The following is a 22,698-nucleotide window of genomic DNA, read 5'->3' on the forward strand; positions in this document are numbered from 1 at the left end:
CTGTGACTCTTGCGCTATCCATGTGGACCAAGACGATGGACAGGATACAACAGCTGATAGCCTTTGTTTGTTGCACGTACCGTATAGCTGATCGTAACGTTCACCGTTTCGGAATGAGTCTTGTCGACCTTGGCCTCCACCTGCACATCCCGCACACGCGGTTCCCAGATCATGATCGCTTCTGCGATGTCCGACTGGAGCAAAGCTAGACTCGTTCCGTCCGTGCCATCAAACATGAAGCCTTGCAATCCGCTCCCGAATTTCGGTCGCATCACACGCTCTCCCTTTGCCGTAGAAAGGATGATGCGAATCGCTTCAGCGATGTCATCCTCGTAGTTGGACAAACGAATCCGGCCTGTAGCCTGATCCACCTGAATAGGGAACTTCCATCCTTTTTCACCGAATGGCTGCCGCATGGAATCCTCCCATGAATTAATTCAATTTGATCACCGAACCGTTGACGGCAACAATTCCGTCAGATTTGATGTTCAGGGACGCTCCTGCTTTAATCGACATGGCTCCCTGCGCCTCCAGATTCAGCTGGGTGGACTTGATTGTCAGCGATGTGTCTGACTGTATGGTCACTTGCCCTTTTGCATTCAACGTAATCGTACTTGAACCGCTCTTCACCGTAACCTCGTTAGTGCTGCCGCCTTTGATGGAGATTTGGTTGTTTCCACTGCTCTCCGTAAGCACAATACTCTCATCCTTGTCCGACAGCTCCACCTGTTGTCCTTTTTTCGTAGCAATCGTGATCTTCCCATCATTCGGATCATCACCAAAAATCACTTCGTGGCCTGCACGGGTCGTGATTTTTCGGATATTGTTTTTCTCCGCCATTTCCGGGCCTTTGTTTTCCTGATTCCAGAGCATCCCGATCACAAATGGTTCGCGTACATCTCCCCAGTGAAATGCGACCAGCACCTCGTCGCCTACCTCCGGAATGAATAAGCTGCCGCGATCTTTTCCTGCAAAAAGCGTGGCGATTCGCACCCAGTCCGTCTCCCGCTCATTATCAACCAGAGGCAGCTTCAGCTTCACTCGCGAGAGCTTTTCCGGGTCTTCGTTGTTCGTCACAATGCCGACAATGACACCGTGGATTTTCGCCCGTTCTTCTTCTGTGATTTCATCCTGGTAGAACCAATGATCAAAGCTCATATCGTATTTCCCTTCACATGAAACGTCGTGACGTAGCCAGATGCCACATCGATGGTGTGTGTGACGGATGTGATGTAATAAGGCTGACTCAGCTTTTTCCCCAGACCCTCTAGCTTGATATAGCGGCCAGCCCGAATTTCTGGCAGACCCACTGCCTCACAGCTGCCGTCGAGAAGGTTCATGGCGAGTTGATTCAAGCGTGCTTTGGCAACCGCTTTTATCTCCTCAGGTGAGTCCAGTTTTTTCGTTGACTCGTATTTATCAAAATAATCACCGATTGCTTTCAACAGATCAGCACTTGTCTTCGAATTGGTCCCGAGCTTCCCGATATCTGTGCTCGTTGCTTTTGCTTCTTGGAGCACCGTTGATTTGTCCTTGTCTACCCATCGCACCGTATAGGAGGAAGCTTGGGAAGCGATGTTGACATCGACGGAAAAGCTGCGCAAGGAAACTCCCCAGATCAACGTGAGGACCGGCGTCATGTTGCTCAGTGGCTTACGGAAATATAAATTCTTCCCGACGATAAAAAAATCGTAGTTACAAATTTTTGCGAGACGATTTAAAAATTGAAAGTCAGTCTCGGAGACCGTCTTTGTAATGGTCTCGATTGTCTGAACCGTATCATCCACATGCGTCGACAAGCCGTATTTTTGTCCCAACTCTTTCACGACATCGCTGTATTTCTTTTTATTCCAGGAGGTAGACTTGTTATCCACCATAAGCAGGAACGATTTGTCCATCCCTTTTACCGTAATGGTAGGCGTCTCCTCGCATGCAAACGAAACGGCTGTAATATGCCCGTAAAAGAGACTGGAAAGCTCAGTTCCGTAGCCCAACTGAATTTCGATTTCATTTCCAGGAACCAAATGGTCATCTGCCCAGCGAAATTCCCACTTTGCCGTATCAAAAGCATTGGTTACCGAAAACGAAAACGTATCGGCTTTGCCGTCCAAGCTGGAGTTGATCGTTGCTTTGGTAATGGCGACACCTACCTGGCTGATCAGCTTTTTCCCTCCAACGAGTATTTCCAAGGCTGGGGAATGAAAGTTATTGTACGTTTGGCGCAGGTCATCGAAGGAGTGGCGGTCTGTCGTCAATTTCAATTCGCTCATTCCTTCGTCACCTCACAAGTGGCACATGCAGGGTAGTAGCCGGTTTTAGAAGTCTGGGATTGTCGATCCGATTGGCGTTCGCAATGTTTCGCCATTTCGATGCATCACTGTACGAGCGATACGCCATCAAGTACAGCTGGTCTCCTTGGTTGACCGTTTGTTGTGCGACTTTTTCTCTTGCGGCTCCGATATCGTCCGCGGACTTTTTCACACTCGTGCCTTTAAACGTGACGCCTAACGTGGCTCGTACTGGTGTCCCTTGATCGAGAAACATCGTAAACCGCTGCGAAACCTTTTCGACCACGCCTGTGAATTGAAAGCTGTCCCAGACGAATTTGCATAGGGGTGGTGTACTGATTTTCTTTTCTACGGCCATCAGCCCCAGCACCTGATTCGTGAATGCACGCACATCCACTCCAGCCTCGTATGTATCAAAAAACAAGTCGACCGATAATGTCTCGATATCTCCGCTCGTGAACATCCCCACTGGTACCGATTGTCCCAATATCTTTTGCCACGAGTAGTTATTGGAAGCATCCACCTTGTATTCGGAAGGGTTAAAGAGAACGGAAATACTCTCCTTGAAGTCTCCTTGCCCGTTGCGATCCACTAAAATTTTGGCCTTTTTCTCCTGACCCATCATTGGCTTTTGCCTCTCTTTACCGAAGAAATAGTCGTATGTGAATGCGGCAGTTCCTGCTTATAAACCTCGTCGCTGCCGCTCTTGAATGAGGCGCTTGTCCAGCTCCTTCATCATTTTATCCATCAATCGATCCACCTCTTGTGGGGATAACGACGTCTGATTGCCAGCCTTCTCTTGCACGTCTAGATCGACTTGGCGTTGGAGTGGAAGTGTTGTCGTCTGCTGCACTGCGGTTTCTTGAGGCTGAATGTTTTTTCTCAGAAACTCCATGGACGGCGGGGACTGAACGGTAGCAGCAGGGCTTGCATAGCTGTCTGCTGTGCGTAACGATTGTCGATGAGTATGGGTTGCGTTTTCGGACAGGGAGCGCTGTTCGGATTCTCCGGGCGCTCTTTGAGCTTGTTGCAAAGCTTGCAGGAGTGGTGGCTGCTTCGCCATCGCAAGCATTGGCTTTGGCAAAAGTGCTAGGGATGTGTTTTCTTTCGCATGCTCCACTTTTTCCGCCGCCATTGGCGTTGTTGACGTCAGGTTGAATATCCCTGCTCTTTGCAAGGGGGTGAGTCGAGCGTCTTGAATCTCAACCTTCTGTGACTCACTATGAGTTAGCCGTTTGACCATCTGCCCATTCTGATTGACCGTCAGAATCTGCTCATGGTTCGTTTGTTGAAAACGGCTGTGGCGACTAAGCTGCCTGGAATTCAATCTGTCGATGATTGAATCAATGGATTTTTCTCTCGCGAATCGAACGGAGTTGATTGGAAGGTGGCGAGATAATTTCTCCCAGCTGTTGACTCGACCTTTTCGTGGTAGTAGCTCTGTTGCACGTATGCTCCCACTCTCATGCATGAAACTGTCAGGCACCCTCACGCTTTGACCATGCACAAGGCTAGGGAGTGGTCCCCATTGTTTCTGAACAACCATTTGTGTATCGTGACGATTCAGTACTGTCGAGAGTGAGTGATGGTTTTGGATATAGGCTTCCGTCCGGAAATCAGTCTGGATAGCCTTTTTGATTTGCTCCATGACTTGAAGATAGAGACGAGCACGCAGGGCAACGGAGCTTGTCCACAAGCTGGCTGTCTCGTGCAAGAAACGGGAGTGGTAGCTTTCACGGGATGGACGGCTCTCTCGTATTGGATTGCTTTCGCCCTGGCGAGACCTTGGATGATCATTCGATTGCTTTTCACTGCTCGGGGGAGCTTTCCCACTTGTGCTAATTTTGCCTACCTTTGAAAACTCGCGCATCGCAGCCAGCTTCGCGCTTTTTTGCAAGAGGATCGTGAGTCCTAGTTCTGCACTCCATCCAGCAGCGATCCGTCGCAATGAGTTCCTGTCAGAGACATCCTCTCTGATTGAAAACGACTTCGCAGACGTGTTGTACAATCGCTGATGTTCTGTTCTTTCAAGTCCAATCCACTCTGTGACACGAAGCATTGCAGAACCAAAGCCGTTCAACCTGAGGGAAACGGCATCCCGATCATGACGATGAGTATGCAAGAATGCTCGACTTGTACTCTGTTCATTTTTTAGGGAGAAGGTGTGCCGTATCAGTCTATGCTCATGCTCGTGTACCATCGAGATCGTCGCTTTTCGTCCCGGTAGGCTGAACTTTTCTTGATTCTTGAAGAAAGCAACATCTGCCCGCTTGTTTTTCCTACCCTGGAACGACAGTAGCTGACGTACCGTCTCGTATGGCAACTGATACACGTGTTTATTTCCCGGAAAATGAATAGGTGACTGAAAAAACGGTTGGGAGATGCCTACAGGATACGGAGATTGATTCCTCGGCTCATACGGAAGGTGCCTTGGCGCATGCGTTCTAGTTGCAAGGAATTCCCTTGCGCTGAGCTGTTTTGCCACTCTCTGTTGAAGATGCACCCACGCCATCACAGACTTCCTGTTCGTCTCCTGATGGGTAGAACTGACGATTTGATTCTGTAGCGTTTGCCAGAGTTGGCGATTCACATGGAAGACAGGTACGAAGCGATTCCATGCAAATCGTGCAGCACTAGCTATACCAGCAGGCCCGCGCTCTATTTCGTTATGCGTTTCAAGATATTCCTTGATCCAAGGCTGGTTCAACCATCCTCGTTTTTCAAAGAAAACAGGAGCATTGGCGGACTGGAAGCTCTGTATCCAATAAGCAGCGATCGACTTCCTGACAATTGGCTGCGAGAGAAGCGGAACTGTTTGGGAGCTATCTGTGATACGTGTCATACGCAATGGGAACAGTAGCCCCTGCAAGGGGTGTAAAAGGCGTAACGACAAACCCGTCCACCACTCATGCTGTAGCACGTCAAGCTGCTGATACGATGCATGAGAGACAACCGGGATCATGTTCGTTTTGCCTGGATGAGTTTGCTCATGGCTTGATCGCAAGCGAATGGACTGCTCCCGGACAATCTCGTTCAACCTAGCTTCCTGAAATATCAGTTGTTGAAGGAACGCGTATGTCTGCTGATTCCTTGTTCCGATGGATTCGAAAGGAAGCAGCAGTTGTGACGGGTGAAATGTAATGCTACTCGGCTGCTCCTGCTCCACCCTAGATGCAAGCACGATTGCTTGTCGCTCTCGACTTATGACAAGGTGACGCAACCAATGCGCCAAGGCACTCGACTGTTCTTCCCGCCTGCTTTCTATCTGCTTCAACCTCTGTCGAGAAACAAGCACTGCTTGCCGACGTTCACTTTCTGCCCTCGAAAACTGTTGAGCCAAATGGAACAGCTGTTTGAACCGTTCCCTTACAGCCTGCTGCTTGGTCCGACCAGCATCAGCTCGATGAAGTATGCTAGGCAATACGGACGAGAACATCTTCGAAAGCTCATTGCTCTGAAATATCTTCCGTTCTAATGGGGACAGCGTTTCTAGCATCCATGCGCTTTTCGCTTGCGGATGTTGACGGCTTTTCGGGAAACCAATCTGCTGTAAAACACGTAGACGTGGATGCACAGTCATCGTCCTTGGCAGCCATGTTGCTCTACTTTTCTGCCAGTACAGACTCAGGTTTTCCCACCAGCGCCCCCAAAGCTCAGTCTGCTGGGAAGCTACGGACCAACGTGTACTTTCACTTTCACGAACGATTCGTCTAGTGATATCTTTGCCGTCAATTCCGGCTCTCTCTGTCCACACCGCGCGATCAAAAAAAGAGCTCGCAGCCCGTCCTTCTGCTCGTTTTAGCAAAACAGGAAAGGACCACGTCCCAATCTCTGGTTCCATTCCTCTACCGATCAACTGCCAAAAATTGCGAACCCCAAACCGTTCGAATCGCCCTGTTTCAGAACGCGTCGCTCTGACACGTGAATTCGAGATCGCGTCTATTCTTGTCGCTGATTCGAGCCATATCCGCTCACGTGCAATTTGCATGCTCTTGCGTCCACCAGGATCACCGTGTACCAAAAATTCTGGTGAACCATAGGAAGTCTCAGGCGTCCTGAATCTTTCCCGTACGGTTTCTTTGCTGTCTGAAACGATTGCTTTCCCAAGAGGCGTGGTAATATCGACCGGGTCTATTTGCTCTTTGAATCGACCCAGCGGCAACCATTTTTCAAGTGAGCTTGCTCGCTGAACCGAAGACTGAACATAGCTAGACCAGCGATATCTATCTCTCCCATTTGAGACAACCATGATCCGAGGCAGGTAAACCTTCTCGATTAATTTGGATGACTCCCACTTTCGAAAAAGCTCATGTATCAAAGTAGCTGGTTGTACTTTTCGTCCTGATCCCGATGCTTGCGTTATCACCGCACGCTCTTTTGGCCATGGGAAACCAGCCTGTCCGTTCGGCAACATTTCTCGATTCAATCCGAGGTAGGAGTCCACTTGTATTTGCATGTGTACATGAATGAAGGTTTGATGAAAGTGGTTTTCCTGCCCTCCGATACTCGGCGAAAAATCACGATGGATCAAAGCGAGGTAGCCGGGATCGCGCCCTTCCCCGTGCCGATACTTCTGCATGATGCTTTGTGCAAAGCCTTGGCTGGACGCCCTTGGCAGCAGTGATGGACCACGCGAAGGTGGGAGCGCCTTGATCGTTATCATCGTTTCTTTTGCTCCTTGCAGACGGGATAAGGCTTAAAAATACGCTTTTAAGCCGTGGTGCACGATTTCCAATGTCTCGATGGCCACTTCTCCATGCGTGGCCCGGAACTCCGGTCCAACCCACTTGACCGGATAAGCCCCTTCAAATGCCCAAGCCCCCACATCATTTCCGTTTGGGTCCATCAGAATAATCGCTCCCTGCTTGCGCTTGCGCTTTTCTGGCGGGCCAAAGTGGAAGTCCTCATACCATCTCCACAGCTCGTTTGATCTCACAAACCCTCGTTTGAAGACGAGATTGGGAAACTTGCTGCGTTTCGGCAGCTTGTGGACGAAATGATTCACGCCGCCCTCTTGGTACTCCTCCAGCTCTGTTTCGACGGCCAATCCGGACACTTCACTAAATCCAGCGACCCAGATGCCATCCATCTCCAATCCAAACGGAAGAAAGTCCACACGAAATCGGAGGTTGGTGTAATACGGATTCTCATTGGCGAACACCAGAATCACCTCCGCTTGAACACATCAAAAACGTTTTCGGGTTCGTCATTTTGCTTGCGGTTAATCGCGGATATCTCTTCACACCAGCGCCGCCGTTCCTTGTGTTCCATCGACATGATCTCGTCATGTGGCCAGTGAAAATAGTAGGCGATGAAGGCGGCTTCTTCATAGATCTTGTCGATGGGATACCCACTCATACTCCCTCCAGCGCCCCTGAAAAAGCCATGTCTACCTGGAATTCATGCTCGCATTTCGGGCAAGATGTCTTGAACATCGAGCTGTCCAACTCATTAATCTGTCTGTACAGGTTTTGCAGGTACGCGAGATCAGCGGTAAACAGCCTTTCCACCACTCTTGTGTCAATTCCCCGTACATCTCCCAGCTTGGTAATCACTCTCGTCAGCAAAATAATCGTCAAGTAACCGGGATTTTGCTGGACACGTGGATCACGCATCGGCAAAATTTCGTCGGCAGCCGTCGCCAAGCGCATGACACCTCGTTTGTGAAGGTTTCCTTCTTCATCAACATAGCCGCGCGGGAGCTCGAATTCGTATTCCGTTTTAAATGCCATGGTATCATCCTCCTCATCACCCTTGGCCAGCAAGAGTGACAAAGAAAAGTCATTTCCTTGCCACTCTTTGGCGTCGGGATCTTCTATTATTTCGTGCGTGTCATTCCTTCGTGGGCGATTTCCAGCTGCTCAATCGCTACCTCTGAGGACGTACCGTTAAAATCAGGCGCCGTGTATTTGGTCGGCCATGCTTCGATGACCTTCCATGTAGCGACATCATCCCCAGCTTCATTGATGGCGATGATCGTTACCGTTTTGCGTGCGACCTTGCCCTGGATGGTGTCCTGCATCCAGTTGTACAAATCCATCGAATCCGTCACGCCCCATTTCAGCGTGATATTCCCGTACTTCGCCAAGCCCGGGAGCTTGCGCGGAGTAATTACCTCATTGCCTTCGCGATACTCAACTACGTCCACAGACGCATCAAAACCCGAAACCTCACTGAAGCCAGCCTGCTGAATCCCGTCCATCTCTACCCGATACCGAAACTTGCGGTATGGATCCTTGCGATCTGCCATACTGTACCCCTTTCCTCACACCGTTTTCCGTCGTGAATTATTGCTGATCAGACGTTTTTTGCGTAATACGGAAGATGACGAACTCTGCTGGTTTGACAGGTGCTATACCAATCACGCAGATCAATCTGCCATTGTCGATATCATCCTGTGTCATCGTGCTTCTGCCGATTTGAATGTAAAAGGCTTCCTGCGGGCTTGAGCCCATCAATGCGCCATCTCGCCAAACACGCGTCAGGAAAGAATCAATCGTTCGTTGGACGCGGGCCCACAGCCTCTCGTCATTTGGCTCAAATACCACCCAGTTTGTCCCGTTTTTGATCGATTGTTCGAGGAAAATGAACAGGCGGCGTACGTTTATGTACTTCCATAGCCCATTCGATGACATCGTCCGCGCACCCCAGACGCGAATTCCTTGACCTGTAAACGCGCGAATCAGGTTGACTCCCTTCGGATTCAAAATATCCTGTTCGCCCGTATTGTACTGGCAATCCAGTCCTGTGCAGCCGCGCACGACCTCGTTTGCCGGAGCCTTATGCACGCCTCGGGTATTGTCCGAGCGTGCGTAAATACCAGCCATGGAGCCTGATGGCGGAATGTAGATGTTGCGCTTGTCCAGCGGATCAAACACTTGCAGCCAAGGATTGTAGATGGCCGCGTATTGCGTATCGAAAATATTGCGATGCGTCAACACATCGCTTACTTTTTTCTTGTCGCGTGGGATATCGAGGATGGCGAAGCGGCTTTTCAAGTTTTCACAATGAGCCACAAGCGCGAGCTGCACATTTGGGTCTGTCACGCCAGGAATGGCCATAATACTCACTTCGTCATTATCGATGAAGGCTTGGATTCCCGTACGTTTCCCCGGTCCGTGATCCTCCCCCATGTATTCGCCCGCTGACAGATTGGCGACAGAACCGTCGCTACCTCCTGCCAAAGAGATTTGATACAGACCGAATTCCGTCTTTCCTCCCTCGGATTGAGTTTCTTCTGCCATCCCTGAAATAACGGTAAAAGGAGGAATGACTTCAGGGCTTGCTGGAGCAGCACCCGCTTCGACCTCAACGATATTGCTCTTGGACAGCAGCTTGCTTACATGATTGGCAGCAGAGACATTGAGCGAGCATTTGTCGAACTCTTCAGCCTCATCGTTGTAGAAGACTTGCACCGTGAATTCGCATGTGGACAAAATTTTGACTGGCAGCAAATTGTTATCGACGACGTCTCCTGTGAGCACAGCTGACAGCTCGATCACATTGTCTTGGGATGAAACCACTTCCCTGTACTGTTTGGTTTCACCGTCATAGAAAGAGACGACATCACCTGGTTGAAAGCCTGCACTATTTTTCACACGGTACTTGGGAGCCTCGCCTAGCTGCTCGTAAATCTGCGTTTTTGCCTTGCTCGACGGAATCAAATTTACGCGGATCTGATTTCCCCATGCCCCAGGGTTTTTTGCAGTAATCCGAAGGACAGCTCCTTCGCTGTTGCCTTCATTGGAAGCTGGCTTCGCATCTGCTGGCGCTACTCGCATCACATAGCAACGGGAGCCTCCATTCAGAAAGAAGTGATCCACCGCATAGGCGAGATAGCGGTATTCGCCAAACGCGTTCTCAGACAAATAGGAACCGAACAACTTGCGGAAATCATTGACACCTGTAATCAGCTCAGGCAATCCCGCAACGGGTCCTTTTTGGGCCAACCCGATAAAGCCGGCCGTGCTCGTACTCGCTCCCTCCATGGGAACGGGGCCACTATCAAACTCCTCGACATACACCCCTGGTGATAAGTACTCTGGCATCGTAACCTGATTGGAGAGTTCCGCTTGTATCAGACAGCAGAAACCTGCAATCAGTCCCTCCCTCCGAATAATTTCATCACTGGCTTTACCACTTACGAAAAAAGCCGTTTTGATACGTGAGTCTTGCTCTATAATCAGGCAGCAGGATGTCATGGACCGACGCCAAACAACTGCCGGATCACCCTATTTGGGTCTGTTCATTTGGATGATACCTATGGATTGGGTCGTACCGGCTTGAATGGAAAGCTCGGCAAAACCAGCGGCTTCTTCCCGCCGCACTTCAATATTCATACGAGCATGAGTTTTTTCCAGAAACAACGGAAGGGCAACTACGAATTCTCCTCTGTCGTCGCAATGCGTTTCGAGCAGGGGGAGTAAGACAGTGCCTCTTGGGTAGGCAAAAGAAAGAGGTTCGGTCAAGGGATAAACCCGACCTTTTGGGGGACTTGCAAAACGAATGATCGTCCCTTTGCATGTGGGTGTTTCGAGAAGAAAAGCGTCAGCCAAATCGACTTGACCTTTTTTACTGGCTACGATTAGCTCCGTGGCCTCTTTGTCAGCGTCCTCGGCCAATCTCACCGGGGCATCTCGCTCATACGAGATGACAGCCTGCACATAGGCTCCGCCAGCTGGGGAACCATCCTCCACGCAAGCTCTCCCTCGAACAAGGGAGTCTCCTGCCTGGAATGGATAGGCTGGACTCGGTTGCAAGTAAATGATGGACTCCGTGTAAGATGTACTCCCAGTGATCACGGAGAAGGACATGGAGTGATCCATATACTCCCGGCTGCTTATGGAGAGCGTGTAAATCCCATCAGGCAAGTCCGTAAAGATATACCATCCGTCCCCTTTACATACGGGCACTTGTGGATGATTCGCCAAGCGAACAGACAAGCTCGAGCGAAAAGGGGCTCCTCTTGTATACATGTCCACCAGACGGACGGCATACGAGAAGACGGAACGAATGCGCACCTGGAAATGCTGATCCATTAACCATGACCTTCCCCTCGTATGCGAATATCCCGTTCCAGTACGCGCTTCGTTGAACGAACTCGGGTTGAATCGATATGAACCGGCCCTACCGAGTAGCCGATGGATAGCTTGTACGGAACATGTGGAAATAGTTGGATGAGTTTATCAACGGGAGGCTGCTCCACGACGACACGAAGCTCTGTATCCATGTTTGCGAGGGAGCCTTGAAGCTGATCGCCACGCAAAATGGCGTTGTCGTAGAGAACCTGCATGGCACGCCCGAGGATGCGATGCTCGTCCAGCATGCGGGTATGCTGTTCTGCTGGGGAATGGGCGGTCAATATGTAGGATAGATTGACCGTCATTGGGGGATATCGCAACTGATCAGTACCTTCACTGATCATCATGTGCTGCCTCTCCTGACTTTCCCGGATTTCGTATAAAAACAAGGCTAGCGCCAAATCTCCTGGCTGAGCAGGCGAGCTTAGGCCAATCAACTCCGGCTGACTAATCGGCTCCGGCGTCATCTCTTTGCGCAAAAGAGTGAGCAGCGTCTCTCCTACTTCAGCAATGGCGGTGTACTGGCTGATACCCGTTCACCTCGACATTATTTGACAGAATATACTTATCATAACATTGAAATTAATGGTTTTGCATGAATTTTTATCTAATTTTGTAAAATCATGCATTCTTCTGATACGCACTACCTGATGGCATACTCCCCCAAATCCTCTTTCAATAGCAGCTTACCCGTCTTTTTTAACTCCTGCTTTGCAGCCGCAATCAAATGACTCATGGAAACGGGCGTGCCTTCCGATGCAGCCAAGAAAGAGGCAGCGAGAACCACATTTTTGATCCCGCCCCCAGCAATGTGTAGCTTGGACGCGAGAAACTCAAAATCGATGTCAGCAGCTCGCGGCGTATCGGCCGGGAACATGCTGCGCCATATTTCTTCGCGATAGAACGGTTCGGGAAAAGGAAACTTCACCACGTAGTTGATTCTGCGCATGAAGGCCTCGTCAAAATTTTGCAGGAGATTCGTCGCCAAAATGGAGACCCCCTCGTACTCCTCCATCTTTTGCAGCAAGTAGGCCGTTTCCACATTCGCGTATTTGTCATGCGAATCTTTCACTTCTGAGCGCTTGCCAAAAAGGGCATCGGCTTCATCAAAGAAGAGGATGGCATTGCCGATTCTCGCTTCTGAGAAAATGTGGTGGAGGTTTTTTTCCGTCTCCCCAATGTACTTGCTGATCACCTGCGACAGGTCAATTTTAAAAAGCTCCAGACCCAGTTCATTTGCCACGACTTCCGCCGACATCGTCTTGCCCGTACCCGGAGGACCTGCAAACAACATGCTGACGCCCTTGCCATAAGAAAGCTTTCGCCCAAAGCCCCACTCCCCAAAAACAACATTTCGATAGGTCACCTGATTGCAGGCGTTTCGCAACAAAGTCAGTTGCTCCTCAGGCAAAATCAGATCTTCCCATCTGTATTTGGGTCTCAATCGAGAAGCGTGCTTTTCTAGCGCATGTCTCATTTGCAGGAAACAAGCGTCATGCAGGTGTATTTTCGTAATGATCCTTTCTTTCGTCTGCATCGCCATCTCATTTGCTCTGTGAAGCGCCTGATTGATTTGCCCCGCATTCAGCTTGAATTTCCCTGCGAAAACGCCTATGTCAATCTCTTGAGAAAAGCTCATGCCTGCACTGCCCGTTTCCCATAATCGCCTCCTTTCCGTTTCATCTGGACTAGGCACCTCCATTTCCAGCCAAATCCGCTTCCCCAGAGCGTTTTTCGGCTTCCATTGACTTTTCGCCACAATGGCAGTGGGTCCTGAAAAGCTTTCGAGTTCATCCATTACCAGCTGCTTGCGCACAGCTGTTTGTACCTCTTCTGTCAGAAAAACCTCGAACTGATGCAAGCACAGTACACCCCGCCGCAGCTGCACCTCCCGCAATACCTGCTGTAATCTTCGTGCAAAAGCTTCCTCCCGGATCAAGCGCTCTGCATCGACGAACAGCACCGGCCGCCTGACGCGATGAAACAAATGCTTAACGCGATGCCTTTTACCAACGCCAGTCGGACCATGCAAGTGCAGGAGAAGTCGCTCTGAATCTGCTCCTGCTGTTTCCCACAATGTTTCAAAGCGCTCCTGCAAATGAATCGCGCTCTCCCCTACAAATGGTTCCAACTCTTGATCTGGCAAGCTCCAGGATAGCCAAGGCGGCAGACTGGCATCACCTCCATCCCTTGTCGTCAAAAAGTGCAGCATGCGTTCATCCAGCTTTAACGGCCGAGAGAGCCAAGAGCCGCTTCCACCCATGTCCGCCTCGGTAAAAAGCAGCAATCGGCCCAGCTTGCTTTTTTGCGTAAACGCTGTCCAGGCCTCTATTCTCTCAGCAGCTGTCTGGCAAAATAGCTGCATCGCTAATTCGGGAGTAGGTGACTTGCACGTAATATCATCAAGGAGGTAGCCAAACAGCTTTTCGTACTTCCGATCCAGCTCGACTGCCAGGCAAAGAAATAAACATCCCAGCTCGAAGCGATTGAGCAAAAAAGCCTCTGCCACTGCCAGAATCGGTACGCTACCTGCTTCTTGCATGTGCAGGGCATCCAGTCGTTCCTCGCATGCTGCCACCCGCTCTGTGAAAGCTTCCCATAGCTGCGTTGCTGGCGGGGCTGCCTCGAGCAATTGCACGACTTCTTCCTCTGTGACAATCACCCCCCTCATTTGATCAAGCGGATAATCATCCCCCTGCTGTGCTCGCACTGCCAGCAAGCGCATCAGATGAACATCCAGCCATCGAAGCATTTCTTCGTAATAGTTCCACTGGTTGTGATTCGATTCGGGACTAGTCATTTCGCTTTTTCACCGCTCCTACGATATTTTCAATTCGCCAGACCAATCTCGTTCGGCCCCTTTTTGAGCGTATTCGTCACATAAGTAGAAATACTGTCGCGCCGCCTGATCCCAGCGGTTTTGCTTGATGACGGACAGGAAAGCGGAGCGTGCATCGTGAAACCTCCCATTTTGATACATCACAATCGCTTGCTCAAACAATTCCTTCGTCTCCTCCTTGTGTGCACGAATCTGGTCAGTGTCCCCTTCGTAGACGTCATACAAATGCATCGGCTGAGCCTCTCCCTCCATATGCACCCAGCCTAAATCACGAAATCGGTACGGCGTGCTCTCTCCCATTTTGGCAAACAGCGAATCGGACATTAGGATGCAGGCTCCGAGCGTTTCTGCCATCTTTTCCATTTTCTCCACCACGCGGACGTGATCCGATATGATCGCAGCCTCCAGACGCGTCGACTCGCCAATAATTCCGAGCATCAGTGGACCGTGATGCAGCGCAACCCGCAAATCAATCGGATCGTACCCTTTTTCCGCCCGTTGCTCGTTATAGTCCGCTAATGTACGGCGCATTTGTACGGCCGCATCCAGCGCGTCTTTCGCTTCTTTTGGATAAACAGCAAGCACGCCGGGATCGAGATATTCGGTAATCATTCCTTGATTCTCGTTCACAATCGGAGCAAAGCGCTTGAGAAACGCATTGATGACGCGGAAGGTGGTCTCTGGTCGCAGACGATGAGAGATGTCATGAAACGATTGCAGACTCATGCGCATAATCGCCATTTCCCGCTCCACCTGATCACCTAGCTCCACGTCGAGTATGCTTTCCTTCCCGAGAAAATGGATAAACTGCTGCGGCACAAAACGATTGTTCGCCTCGCTCATCCTCGTGATATTCGAGATGTACTGACGAATGCGCTTTGCCATTTGGTTGAAGCTTTCTGCCAGCTTTTGAATTTCATCCATGGAGCGAACCCTCGCCACCACACTGTAGTCGCCTTTTCCCATATCGGAGACGTTCGTTTGCAGATTACGGATGTTTCGGTATGTCAGCCACGAGAAAAGGAAAAATAGACTCGCACAAATAGACCAGACCAGTGCAGCGCCTTTTCCGAGCTCACGGGACATGTCGGTGTGCTGCATACGGACTCCGTTCATTTCTCTGCCCAGCTCCAACACACCGGATAGCTTACCGGAGGAGTTGTATATCGGGGCCATCGCGTACATCCAGTAGCCTGTCCGATCCTGTGCTTTACCGGAGACGATCTCCCTTTTCATGACCACACTGCGGAACTCGTCATCAATGGGCACATTCTCAAACACTTCTGCGCTGTCATTGTCATCCATCATGAGAAACAATTCGCCATCTTTGTATTTGTAAATCGTTTTGTACAGCCCCCTGTTCACATTCACATCATCTGGGACCTCCAGTTTTTTCAGGTTGGCCTGTACTGCTTGATAATCCGCATTCATGTAATCAATGGCTCCGTTGATTCCATCCAGCTTGTCCCCTTCGATCAGGGTAGAAATAACATAGGCTTGGAGGCGAAGATCGGTTTGATTTTCCTGCTCCATAAACGCAAAGGTCAGCTTCGTTCCCTCCAGTTGAAGGAATACGGGGACAACAACTAGTGGAGCTATCACGATCGTTTGCTTGATAATCAACGGAATCCGGAAGAGGCGAAACAACAGAAACTGAATGACGCCAAACAGGAGAATTTCCACGCCCAATCCTGTCCACCAGGTCCATTCCTTCAAGCGGTCTTTTTCGGATACTGACGGGGACGTGAGCTTGGTCATCACATTTCCTTGTTGATCTAGGAAGGCGAGCTGACTATCTGTGGCTACTACGAACTCATAATTGGGGGTTACAGCAAACGCCGTTAGTGCACTGCTATCGCTCGACTTGATCTGCTCGAATGTTTTGGAAGGCACCATCAAGGCGATTTCATCTGGGTGTGCGGGATCGAAGCGTTCCATGACATTTTGATCGGAATTGTAGAAAAGGAGACGACCTGCTGGCCCCACTTTTACATGATTGGGGACGGTTTGATTCTTTTCGGACCGTTCGGAGTGAATGTAGAGCGGACCCTTCACTTGAGCTTCCCGGCTCCCAAGGGGAACGTCGACCTGGAAAACCTCTCCGCGCTTGGTAGTGACATAGGTATATTGCGGATCTACTCCTATGATTTCATTGACGTATACTTCATTAGGCAATTGGATTTGATAGAGTTGTGTGGGGGGGGAATCAGAGGGTACAAATTGATAGGCAATCACTTCAGGGTGTTGATAAACATAAAAGGAAAGACGATCTTTCGCGACTTGCAGGGAGCGTACCTTGCCAATGCGCTTGTACGAGCTGTTCGCTCCGTATGAATCTTCATACACGACTTGTACGATTTCTCCATCTGGCGACATTCGCACGATTCTCTCGGATACGGTTCGCAAACCAAAGCTATCGAGCTTTGTAATCAGCACGTACGCATAACCTTCTTCGTCGATGGCTACCTCTGTGAAATTTTCCAAGCCTTCTTCTGGATTTTGCTCCAATACTTGTTGGTACCTTAGCGACCGATCAGGGGACAGGCTAGTCAGCTTTTGATGTCCATCCGTTATGAGGATGACATCCTTTTGACTATTGACCGCGATGCTGTCGATCCCTCGAAACGGTACGCCCTGCTTCCCGCTTCTATCCACGTTCCAAACGAGCAGCAAGCCGATCCCAACAAACACAATCAGCAGTCCGGTCAACCAGGAATACTTCTTGTTATTTCCCATCGTTTGCGGTTCTCCCATCTCTCGAAAACATATTTTCGAAAATGATACCAAGCAACATTATACTAAAAATTACAAATTTCGCTATACATCTTCTCTATTTGACATTTATACTACTATACAGATTGATTTTCAATATCTTACCAGATGACTTATGCAAAGGAGTTGGCTTTATGGGACAACTCGTCTGCGGAGGAGCCATGCTACAGTGCAGCTTCGGGGCAGCTCCCAGCTCACTCATGGTGCTCCCAGTGAACCGCGTCACAACCAGTATGCCGATCGCAAACATCATGGACAATAAACCGATGGTAAACGTCCTTCCATTCGGGATGTGCAATACGATGTCCAACCCTCAGGTCGCAGCAGCCACAGCGGCGAAGCTGGGTGTTTTCACTCCAGTCCCCTGCGTTCCTGTCACCGCCGCCCCTTGGGTTCCTGGCTCCCCTACTGTTCTCGTCGCCAACATGCCTGCCCTCAATCAAACCTCCAAGCTCATGTGCAGCTGGGGTGGCGTCATCCAGATCACGAACCCCGGTCAAGCGACGATTCAGGTTCCCTGACAGATAGGGAGGAAACGATATGGACAAACAACTCCAAAAGCTAACGGAACAAACGATTGTCGACCCGCTCATCAATCCGCTTAAAAAATGGGTGCAGGATTGGATAAAAAAAGGAGCCGCCCTCCCCAAGCAAGCCCTCGATTGGATCAAGAACGGCATTGCCGGACTGTTCGCCAAAAAAGAAACTTCACTCAACGATTACGTGCATATCGGCCGTTTTTACATCGCCAAACGCTTTCTCATTTTGACAGGACTATTCCTCCTTGTCCTGGTCTACTTCCTGTTCATCAATCCTCCCGATGCGCTTAACCGCTATTTGCAGCGTCCCATCGTCATTCATCTAAAAACTCCAAATCAACAGATTTCCGACACGGGTCTGGCGATTATCTACAACCCGGAAGGCACGATGATTTATCATGGCCAGCTCGTAGATGGTCTGTATGACGGAAAAGGCGAGCTCTATGACGACAATGGGAAACTCCTTTACAATGGCGAGTTCAAAAGTGGCACTCCACAAGGCTTAGGCAAAGGATACCGGAAAGGCGTTCTCGTCTATCAAGGTGGGTTTGAAAATGGCGTTTACGCTGGTCAGGGAGCGTTGTACAACGACAACCAGCAAGTCGTTTTTCAGGGAGAATTCAAGAATGGGAAGCTCGATGGAGCCGGTCAGGAATTGTACACAAACGGCGCAATCAAATACGAGGGCGCTTTTAAAAATGGCGTGTACAACGGAGCTGGCAGGCTTTTTACGAAGGATGGAAAGCTGCTCTACGACGGACTGCTTGACAATGGCTTCTACGGCGGTGAAGGTACCGATTACTACGAAAACGGGCTCGTGCAGTACAAAGGGCAATTTGTGGACGGCAGATACAATGGAACCGGAAGTTTTTTTGATCGGGACGGCAAGCTCGTGTATGAGGGTCATTTTCGAAATGGGCACTTCAATGGAGCCGGAACCAAACTCTCCACCAGTGGTAGCATCGTCTATCAAGGTGATTTTTTGCTGGGTGTATATCACGGGCAGGGCGAGCTTCGTGATGCAAGTGGCGTAACGCTGTATAAAGGCGGCTTTGCCGAAGGGCATTATCACGGAACGGGAGAGCTTCGTTCTGCCGAAGACGCTCTGTTGTATCAAGGGCAATTTCGCGCAGGTTCCTACGATGGCATCGGGGTGCTCTACGACAAGGAAGGCCTGCCGTTGTACAAGGGGTACTTCCGTGAAGGACGTATTTATTTACCTGGATTCATCGGCATCTCCAGGAGCAAGCTGGAAGAGATTATGGGCAAGCCCGACGATGACGCGCCAAAACAAGCCGAGGGAGCTGTCACTCCTCCTGCTGATCAAAAAGTACCCGAAGCTCCACCAGCAAACGAGGCCATCTTATCGTCTCAAAAGCTTACCTACCGTGACATGAACATGGCTTTTAGACTTGAACCAGCACCTGGACACCCTAGCAAGCAGATTGTCACTGCCGTCCACGTATATCACCCACAGATCATCTCTATCGTCAAAGAAGATCGGAATGAGCTCGACAGCAAATCTGCCATTTTGCCCAAGACGTCCACCACGTATTCTAACCGTACTGGAGCTATCACGAGCTATTTGGTCGACCCGTATTTGTATCTCTATTTCTATCAAGCACAGCAAAAGGAACCCATTCAATTGGACGTGACAAAAGCAGAGGGGGTGTAATCATGCGACGCTATGAATCTAGCAAGCCATCTATGGATGCGACTCATGAAAAAACGAAAGCACCTGCTTCCAGGCCCCTGCTCCAACCGAGCCAGGTCCAAAGAAAGGCCAGTCACTCTTCCCACATCCTTTCTCTGCAAAAGACTCTTGGCAATCAGGCTGTGCAGCGCATGTTATCGAGGACTCCCTTGCAAAAATCGGAGAATCTCTCTTCCGGCAGCGGTCGCTCACTCCCCGATTCCGTCCAAGCAAAAATGGAGAAGGCTTTTCGCACTGATTTTTCAGATGTACAGATTCATCCAGAATCGTCTGTCGCCTCCCAAATCGGGGCTGTTGCCTTTGCCCAAGGGAATGACATTCACTTTGCTCCCGGCACTTATCAGCCGGAGACGCGAAGTGGTCAACAACTGCTCGGTCATGAACTGACACATGTGGTTCAGCAACGACAAGGACGGGTAAAAGCGAACGCTCCGGATGCCAGCCTGCCGATCAATGACGATCCTGCTCTCGAAGCGGAAGCTGATCGCTACGGATCTGTTGCGGCTTCTGGTACCAAGCTGGACAGCACGGAGCATAACACAACAAGTTCTGTATCATCCCCAATCATACAAGGAACGTGGGATGAAGCCTTGTTAGATGCACGCAGAATGTGGAATAAGCATGTGGCGAAAACCAATGATTTGCATGAAGGAACAATCAATGAACTTTTTGACGAGACAAACTACTTGTCTTACTTTAACAAAGTGAAATACAGCTACAGTCTGCACTCCAAAATTTCGGACATTTTCTCTGTTACAGGTGGGAACTATACAGAACTAGAAGAAGCACAGCGTCTTTTCGGACAGGAGATCACGCCATATTTCGGTCAAGATAAGGACAACGATCCTGACATCGATTACAACTATTTGGAGAAGCAGGAAAACGCCAACGATGAGAGAGTCCACATGATGGACGAAGACGAGGATCATTCCAACGTTTTAGAAGTAAATAAACGCGTTGCGATGGAGATCAAAACGATCAGCTCCCATGATGATTTACAAATTAACGCCCGCATTCACGAAGCGATCGGCCAATTGGACAAACGGCGCGACACTGGTAATTATGATGAATACGTCATCGTCATTCAAAAGTATCATTCGGAAAATCCTTGGCCTTACACAAAAACGGAAAACAATGCGGCTGCCGAACTAGGCGATCTCAAGCAAAGAGTTATTAATAGACTGAGGAGCATGACCAATCTGCCCACCTATAATATCAAGGTCATTTTCCGCGGGATCACCAAAGGAACGCCCACAGGCGGAACAGGTGGCGTAAATCCCGCATTCCTTATCCCGGAACACATCCGCTATTCGAATATGCAATCGTATTCGTTGGAGTGTTACTACTGGGGTGAAATCGGTGCAGGGTGGCTGGTAGATGATCCTGTTCGCGAATAACATGACGAAACGGCAGCCACGCTCAATGGATGGCTGCCGTTTCTCTTTCGACATGATTAGTACAATCGTTTCGTATAGCTGTCTTGCAAGCCCTCCGCCACTTCTTTTGCCGTCACACCCGGAAGCTTCACATGGTCCGCCAGCATTTGTGCGACATTAGGAGTCGTCCCCTCTGCCGGCCATGACTCCGGCTTCCATAGACCAGAGCGCATAAATGCCTTCGCACAGTGAACGAAGCACTCCTCTACCTTCACACCGATCCCAAGCGTAGGCACCTTCCCGTTGACCGCCATCTTCGCCAGTATTTCTTCATCGCGAATAATGCAAGCCTTGCCGTTCACGCGGAACGTCTCTTCCAGCGTAGGAATCAAAAAGATAAGCCCAATATGCGGGTTGACCAAAATGTTCGTGATGGTGTCCATCCGCTTGTTTCCTGGGCGCTCAGGGATGACGAGATGATGATCATCGATGACATGCACAAAACCAGGCGCATCTCCGCGTGGCGAAGCATCGCAATGGCCATCTTTGTCTGCTGTGGCAATGATGAGAAATGGCGCTTGGGCAATATAGTTGCGGCTATGGTCATCCAACTGGGTTATCGCCTTGTTCTGTACGAGACGACTTGGTTCTCCAACCATTTCGCGCAGTTGCTGTTCTGACGTGACCACATCACGGAAAATTCCGAATCCTGACATGAATAACCCCTCTTTCCTCTGCTTGTTCAAGCCTGCCACCATCATACCACTTTTCTTGCTCATGGCAGAAGCAGGAAGTCCGGAGAGGGTCATATTACGCCAGTCTGCCCCCAGCAACGACAATCGCTCCGTTTTTGATTACTGTGTTTACGTGGTTGATTCCGTAACGATATTGCAAAGTCATGAAATCAGGGACGTCAAAAATCGTGACATCTGCTTTTTTCCCTACCTCAAGGCTGCCGACTTCATGCGCGCAGCGGATTGCGTGAGCAGCATTGATGGTAGCTGCCGTCAGCACCTCGGCTGGCGTCATCCCCATTTTCAGGCAACCCAGATTCATGATGAGTGGGAGCGAAACTGTTGGAGACGAGCCCGGATTGCAATCCGTCGAAATCGCGACAGCGACCCCACGATCAATCATTTTCCTGCCATTTGCTGACTCTGCCATCAGGAAAAATGCCGTACCGGGCAGTAACACAGCGATGACACCCGCTTCTGCCATCTGTTCAATCCCCTTGTCAGAGGCTCGTAGCAAGTGATCCGCTGATACCGCTCCAACCGAAGCTGCCAGCTCTGCCCCTTCATACGGTTCGATTTCGTCCGCATGAATCTTCGGCAGCAACCCATGACGGACCCCTGCTTCGAGAATGCGTCGGGACTGCTCAGGGGTGAACACACCTCTTTCGCAAAACACATCGTTAAAAACAGCCAGCTTGCGACGAGCGACCTCTGGGATCATTTCCTCGATGACCTCATCTACAAATGCATCCGGATTTTCCTTGTATTCGCGCGGCACCGCATGTGCACCCATGAAGGTACTGACGATGTCCATGGGATGTTCCTCGTGCAACTGCTTGGCGACCTCCAGCTGCTTCAGCTCATCTTCCAATGTCAGGCCGTAGCCGCTTTTCGCCTCGACAGTTGTAACCCCATGCAACAGAAATTGGTCAAGGCGCTGCTTACTCTGAGCAAACAGCTCTTCGTGGGTAGCTGCGCGCGTCGCTGCGGTTGTCGAGTGAATTCCCCCGCCATTGTTCATAATCTCCATATACGTCGCACCGTTTAGCCGCATGTTAAACTCGTTTTGCCGACTGCCCGCGTGCACCAGATGTGTATGCGGATCGATCAGCCCTGGTGTGACCAGCTTACCCGAAGCATCGATGATTTGCGCCTCATGCGCACGGTCTCGATAGTAAAGCGCCAGCTCCTCATCTGTTCCCACACGCTGGATAACGCCGTCTTCCAGCCAGATGCTTCCGTCCTCGATGATCGACAGCTCATTCATTTGCGCTCCTACTACCGGGGAAGAGGAGCTGCCAGCCAGCGTAGCAAGCTGACTGGCGTGGCGAATCCATACAGGTTTAGTCATGGCTC

Annotated in this window: 19 protein-coding genes; 3 read left to right on the forward strand and 16 right to left on the reverse strand. The window is 50.2% G+C overall.

The window, feature by feature from the left end:
• Window positions 1-14: 14 nt before the first annotated feature.
• The 14 genes from POF51_RS14405 to POF51_RS14470 all read right to left on the reverse strand — a co-directional run bounded on the left by POF51_RS14405 (window position 15) and on the right by POF51_RS14470 (window position 16,943).
• Complete coding sequence (locus POF51_RS14405; protein WP_271755639.1) at window positions 15-416, reverse strand: GPW/gp25 family protein; 402 nt, start codon at window positions 414-416, stop codon at window positions 15-17.
• Between the two features lie 16 nt (window positions 417-432).
• A complete protein-coding gene (locus POF51_RS14410) occupies window positions 433-1,158 on the reverse strand; it encodes a phage baseplate assembly protein V (protein WP_069847660.1) in 726 nt (241 codons plus the stop codon).
• Window positions 1,155-2,270, reverse strand: a complete 1,116-nt coding sequence (locus POF51_RS14415) for a phage late control D family protein (RefSeq protein WP_271755640.1) — start codon at window positions 2,268-2,270, stop codon at window positions 1,155-1,157. Before POF51_RS14415 ends, POF51_RS14410 begins: the two co-directional genes overlap by 4 nt.
• A 7-nt stretch (window positions 2,271-2,277) precedes the next feature.
• A complete protein-coding gene (locus tag POF51_RS14420) occupies window positions 2,278-2,913 on the reverse strand; it encodes a CIS tube protein (protein ID WP_069847664.1) in 636 nt (211 codons plus the stop codon).
• A gap of 57 nt (window positions 2,914-2,970) precedes the next feature.
• On the reverse strand, window positions 2,971-6,951 hold the full coding sequence (locus POF51_RS14425; protein WP_069847666.1) for a hypothetical protein: 3,981 nt from the start codon (window positions 6,949-6,951) through the stop codon (window positions 2,971-2,973).
• A gap of 33 nt (window positions 6,952-6,984) precedes the next feature.
• Window positions 6,985-7,449, reverse strand: a complete 465-nt coding sequence (locus tag POF51_RS14430) for a phage tail protein (protein ID WP_048034038.1) — start codon at window positions 7,447-7,449, stop codon at window positions 6,985-6,987.
• 5 nt (window positions 7,450-7,454) lie between these two features.
• Window positions 7,455-7,646, reverse strand: a complete 192-nt coding sequence (locus POF51_RS14435) for a DUF6760 family protein (protein WP_017250500.1) — start codon at window positions 7,644-7,646, stop codon at window positions 7,455-7,457.
• The gene (locus POF51_RS14440; protein ID WP_007721338.1) at window positions 7,643-8,020 is read right to left on the reverse strand and encodes a hypothetical protein; all 378 of its coding nucleotides are present in this window, start codon (window positions 8,018-8,020) and stop codon (window positions 7,643-7,645) included. The genes POF51_RS14435 and POF51_RS14440 overlap by 4 nt, the downstream gene beginning before the upstream one ends.
• Before the next feature lie 86 nt (window positions 8,021-8,106).
• Entirely contained in the window at window positions 8,107-8,538 is a 432-nt protein-coding gene (locus POF51_RS14445) for a phage tail protein (RefSeq protein WP_007721341.1), read from the reverse strand.
• Window positions 8,539-8,575: 37 nt separating this feature from the next.
• Window positions 8,576-10,336, reverse strand: a complete 1,761-nt coding sequence (locus POF51_RS14450; protein WP_069848284.1) for a phage tail sheath subtilisin-like domain-containing protein — start codon at window positions 10,334-10,336, stop codon at window positions 8,576-8,578.
• 183 nt (window positions 10,337-10,519) lie between these two features.
• Window positions 10,520-11,326 (reverse strand): hypothetical protein, encoded by an 807-nt coding sequence (locus POF51_RS14455; RefSeq protein ID WP_271755644.1) that lies wholly within the window; start codon window positions 11,324-11,326, stop codon window positions 10,520-10,522.
• The gene (locus tag POF51_RS14460; protein ID WP_041749556.1) at window positions 11,326-11,898 is read right to left on the reverse strand and encodes a DUF4255 domain-containing protein; all 573 of its coding nucleotides are present in this window, start codon (window positions 11,896-11,898) and stop codon (window positions 11,326-11,328) included. The genes POF51_RS14455 and POF51_RS14460 overlap by 1 nt, the downstream gene beginning before the upstream one ends.
• Before the next feature lie 113 nt (window positions 11,899-12,011).
• Complete coding sequence (locus POF51_RS14465; protein WP_271755645.1) at window positions 12,012-14,168, reverse strand: ATP-binding protein; 2,157 nt, start codon at window positions 14,166-14,168, stop codon at window positions 12,012-12,014.
• Between the two features lie 18 nt (window positions 14,169-14,186).
• Window positions 14,187-16,943 carry an adenylate/guanylate cyclase domain-containing protein gene (locus tag POF51_RS14470; RefSeq protein WP_069847673.1) on the reverse strand — a complete coding sequence of 919 codons (2,757 nt, stop codon included), beginning with the start codon at window positions 16,941-16,943 and terminating at the stop codon, window positions 14,187-14,189.
• Between the two features lie 170 nt (window positions 16,944-17,113).
• Between POF51_RS14470 and POF51_RS14475 the strand changes: the two genes are divergently transcribed.
• Genes POF51_RS14475 through POF51_RS14485 form a run of 3 tightly spaced genes read left to right on the forward strand, consistent with a single transcriptional unit; the run spans window position 17,114 to window position 20,629 of the window.
• Complete coding sequence (locus tag POF51_RS14475) at window positions 17,114-17,500, forward strand: DUF4280 domain-containing protein (RefSeq protein WP_007721356.1); 387 nt, start codon at window positions 17,114-17,116, stop codon at window positions 17,498-17,500.
• Window positions 17,501-17,519: 19 nt separating this feature from the next.
• Entirely contained in the window at window positions 17,520-19,193 is a 1,674-nt protein-coding gene (locus POF51_RS14480; RefSeq protein ID WP_271755646.1) for an MORN repeat-containing protein, read from the forward strand.
• 2 nt (window positions 19,194-19,195) lie between these two features.
• Complete coding sequence (locus POF51_RS14485; RefSeq protein WP_271755647.1) at window positions 19,196-20,629, forward strand: eCIS core domain-containing protein; 1,434 nt, start codon at window positions 19,196-19,198, stop codon at window positions 20,627-20,629.
• A 56-nt stretch (window positions 20,630-20,685) separates the two neighbouring features.
• On the opposite strand, the gene POF51_RS14490 is transcribed toward POF51_RS14485, so the two are convergent.
• On the reverse strand, window positions 20,686-21,324 hold the full coding sequence (locus tag POF51_RS14490) for a pyridoxamine 5'-phosphate oxidase family protein (RefSeq protein ID WP_026043241.1): 639 nt from the start codon (window positions 21,322-21,324) through the stop codon (window positions 20,686-20,688).
• Between the two features lie 94 nt (window positions 21,325-21,418).
• The gene (gene hutI / locus POF51_RS14495) at window positions 21,419-22,693 is read right to left on the reverse strand and encodes an imidazolonepropionase (protein ID WP_069847677.1); all 1,275 of its coding nucleotides are present in this window, start codon (window positions 22,691-22,693) and stop codon (window positions 21,419-21,421) included.
• Window positions 22,694-22,698 lie beyond the last annotated feature (5 nt).

Source organism: Brevibacillus sp. AG (assembly GCF_028369215.1).
In the GTDB taxonomy this organism is placed as follows: Bacteria; Bacillota; Bacilli; order Brevibacillales; family Brevibacillaceae; genus Brevibacillus; species Brevibacillus porteri.